The organism is Photobacterium frigidiphilum, from assembly GCF_003025615.1.
GTDB lineage: Bacteria > Pseudomonadota > Gammaproteobacteria > Enterobacterales > Vibrionaceae > Photobacterium > Photobacterium frigidiphilum.
Genome location: NZ_PYMJ01000083.1, coordinates 1 through 4,038, shown reverse-complemented (window position 1 = coordinate 4,038; position 4,038 = coordinate 1). Strand labels below are relative to the sequence as shown.

At 39.8% G+C, this 4,038-nt stretch carries 2 protein-coding genes; both read left to right on the top strand.

The features are described from left to right. The first annotated feature begins 330 nt into the window (after positions 1-330). Positions 331-888, top strand: a complete 558-nt coding sequence (locus C9J12_RS29600; RefSeq protein ID WP_105064521.1) for a recombinase family protein — start codon at positions 331-333, stop codon at positions 886-888. A gap of 36 nt (positions 889-924) precedes the next feature. After that, on the top strand, positions 925-3,978 hold the full coding sequence (locus tag C9J12_RS29595) for a Tn3 family transposase (RefSeq protein WP_107246997.1): 3,054 nt from the start codon (positions 925-927) through the stop codon (positions 3,976-3,978). Positions 3,979-4,038: the final 60 nt, after the last annotated feature.

Sequence of the window (4,038 nt, the reverse complement as noted above, 5' to 3'; positions counted from 1 at the left end):
AGGGTTCTCTGACTAAAAGAACGGTTTGTCACCAGACTCCTCTGTAACCCTTGGTATCAAAGGGATACAACCAAAATATCGATTTTAAAACCCACCATTGCGCACTAGTTAAGTGGCTGAATTTTAAGATGATTTATTTTCAAGAGAATTCATAAAAATTATTCTCTTAAAAATCTATCTAGACCTTCTCACAAACGTTCGTTTGTGAGAACGATTCCCAGATCAATATCGATCATCTATTTTACTGGCTTTCATGTTCTCACAAACCCATCTTGAAATTAGATTCTCATCTAAGTACTATTTAATGAGTTTTGATAATTTTGAGTGGTTATGCAAATAGGTTACGCACGAGTTTCGACTAAAGACCAAGAATTAGACTTACAAATTAACGCCCTTAATCACATTGGTTGCGAAAAAATTTACCAGGATCAAGCAAGTGGTTCAAATGCCGCTTCGCGTGAAGGGTTACAGTTGGCATTGAATGATCTTCGTCAGGGGGATTGTTTTGTAGTTTGGAAGCTGGACCGGCTTGGACGTAGCGTTAAAGACCTGATAACTATGGTGGGTCAATTTGAACAACGCGGGATCCACTTTAAAAGCCTAACTGATAATATCGATACTTCCACGCCAGCAGGTCGATTTTTTTTCCATATGATGGCCAGTTTAGCCCAAATGGAGCGAGAGTTACTTGTTGAGCGAACAAAAGCGGGGTTGGATGCTGCTCGCCAACGGGGGCGAGTTGGTGGCCGTAAACGACGAATGACCAATTCTAAACTCCAATCAGCGAAACGACTTCTGGCTGATGGTATTCCGGTGAAAGATGTAGCCCAAGATTTAGGGATATCAGTGCCAACATTATATAGGTGGTTACCAGCATCTGAGCGTTAATCACTTTTTTGCTCTTACTTTAGGTGGCTATCAGCTATGGCACGTCTTGCTATATTAACAAAGGATGAGATCGAATCGCTATACACGATCCCGACGCTCGATGATGAGGAGCGTAGCTTCCTCTTTAGTCTGGATGCTGATGATAAAAGGTACCTTGAACGATTAGGAAGCACACCAAGGAAGATTAACTACATCCTACAATTAGGTTACGGTCGAGCCGTTAATTATTTCTTTAAATTCAGCTTTCAACAACAAAAGCAAGATGTGGCTTTTATCTTACGCCACTACTTCCCTGGGAAGCCTTTCCCTAAAAAGCAAATATCCAAAAATTATCATTACGACAACCGCGCAGAAGTAATGAGCAGACTTAAGCTCGTGGCGCCAGACTCCGACTTTGAAGCCTGTCTGTTAAGAGAAGCCAAATCACTGGCTAAGCGACATGCTTTACCTAAATTTGTGCTGCAGGAATTGCTTGATTCTTGTTTGCATAAAAAGGTGATTAAACCTGCTTATTCTACTTTACAATATATGGTGTCTGAAGCACTTAGGTATGAGCAACAGCGCCTGACTAACAAGCTCTATACGGCAGCAGATAAACCATTGCGGGCCGCGCTAGATACGCTATTAGACAATGAAGATCTATTCTACAATCTTACGTTATTGAAAAGAGATCAAAAAAGTTTTAATACCACAGAAGTTAAGCGCTGTGTGGCAAAACAACAGATGCTGAGGGAGATCTACGCCGCTTCACAGCGGTTAATACCTGATCTAGGGATCTCAGAGCAAAATATTATTTACTACGCCAATTTGGCCGAATTTTATACTATCCAAAAACTTAAACAATTAAAAAGTATCAATTTAGTTCGGCTCTATTTACTTTGCTATGCTCACCGCCGATTTCTAAAAATTAATGACCATTTGGTTGCTAGCCTGAATTTTAAAGTGAACCTTTATACGGCTTCCGCCGATGAATACCAACGTGCAAAAGTTGATACTGTCGAAGCGGTAGATAAACTGATGAGAAGCCAAGCTTGTGACGTGCTTGCGGTCAATATTAATCAAAAAATCCCGGATGAGAAGGTTCGAGAGCATGTTTTCTCAATCATTCCTCGATCGGATTATAAACAATTTTTAAGTGATTTTAAAAAGCCGAATTTAAACCGTGAGTATTACCGTTGGGAGCACTACGGCAAGTTGTCTTCAAAGATAAAAATGAACTTACGCCCGTTATTTAATGCTCTCGAATTTACTTGTGCTATGGATGAAATGTCAAAGTCAGTTGAATTCTTAAAGCAACATTTAGCTCATCATCATGCCTTCAAATCATATCGATATAACGATGTTCCTATGGGCTTCTTTCCAAAGTCAGCCAGAAAATTCCTGACCTATAAAGCGCGAGATAACCATGGGCAAGTGCTAAAGAAAATAGACGGCAATCGTTATGAATTTATGGTTTATCTGCAGCTATTTAAAGGACTGGCTGATGGTACCGTGTTCGTTAAAGACAGTAATGGCTACCGAGCGCTTGAAGATGAATTAATTGATATCGAATACTGGACCAATCACAAGCATACGCTTCTCGCTGAGCTTAATATGCCGCTTCTCTCCATGAATATCACAGCGTTATTAGACAGACTTGAGACATGTTTGGAGCAGAAATATATTGATGTTAATCAGCGGATAGAAACAGGAGAAAACGCCACTCTAAAACTGCGATACAACAAACGAAGAGAGCGGATAAAATGGACGCTCCCCTATGTACGGTTTGATGACGGAATTAATAATCCTTTCTATGAAAAGTTACCTGTATCGGGGATCGGAGATGTTCTTCGGTTTGTCGATGAACAAACCGATTTTTTGGCGGCGTTTACTCATCTGCAGCCTAAATATGCTAAAAGCATTCCTGAAGCAGAAGTACTGAACGCCTGTATACTTGCCAATGCTACCGGTTTAGAAACCAAAAAGATGAAGGATATTAGTGATATAAAAGAAAAGGATCTGGATAACGTTAATAAAAACTTTCAACGTAGCCAAACTCTCTGTGCTGCCAGTGATGTGATTGTGAATCACACAGCCAAGCTACCTATATTTAATCAATATAATTTATCAGACTATGGGGTACACGCGAGTGTTGACGGGCAGAAATTTACGACAAGATACAATACGATAAAATCACGTTATTCAAAAAAATACTTTGGAACGATGCGGGGCGTGGTTATGTACTCACTCAGTGCCAACCATATGCCTCTATGTTTAAAAGTTATCGGGGCTAATGAACATGAATCTCACTTCTTACTCGATATAGTAGAAAGTAACACCTCTGATGTAGAGGTTACAGCGGTTTCGGGTGATATGCATAGTATTAATCGGGTGAATTTTGCTCTGATGAACCTGTTTGGCTATAAATTTATGCCTAGATTTACCAAAATAGCAGAAACAGCTGACAGCAAATTGGTTGGCTTCCATAAGGCATCTCACTACGAACAATATATTATCAAACCGAGTAAGCAAGTAGATAAATCCCTCATCATCAAAGAATGGGACAACATACTTAGGATCTTAGTGTCGTTGGCCTTAAAGCAAACGACGCAAAGCCAGATTGTTCGTAAGTTATCGTCTTTTAAAACCAATCCAACACTTAAGGCGCTTATCGCCTTAGATCAAATTATGATGTCTGATTATTTGCTGGACTACATTGATAGCCAAGAAATGCGAACGGTGGTGCAATCTTCTCTATGTCGTGGTGAGTCTTATCATCAATTAAGTGCAACAATAGCGAAAGTCAGCGGTGGTAAGTCCCTTAGAGGTAAAAATGAAATAGAATTGGATATTGCGGCAGAGTCGATCCGGCTAATAGCCAATGCAGTGATTTTCTATAATGCGACTTTATTATCTCACCTTTATCAATTACATCTCGCAGAAGAACCAGACAAAGCTAGTAAAATCAGTCGATTATCACCAGTTGCATGGCAGCACATTAGTTTCATTGGAAAGTATGAATTTTACAACCGAAAAGTTTCTATTAATATTCAAGAGGTTATCGATTTTCTGCTAAGCGATATTGAAATCGATTTTTTGGCTGCAGCCTAGTGATACCAAGGGTTACAGAGGAATCTGGTGACAAACCGTTCTTTTAGTCAGAGAACCCTT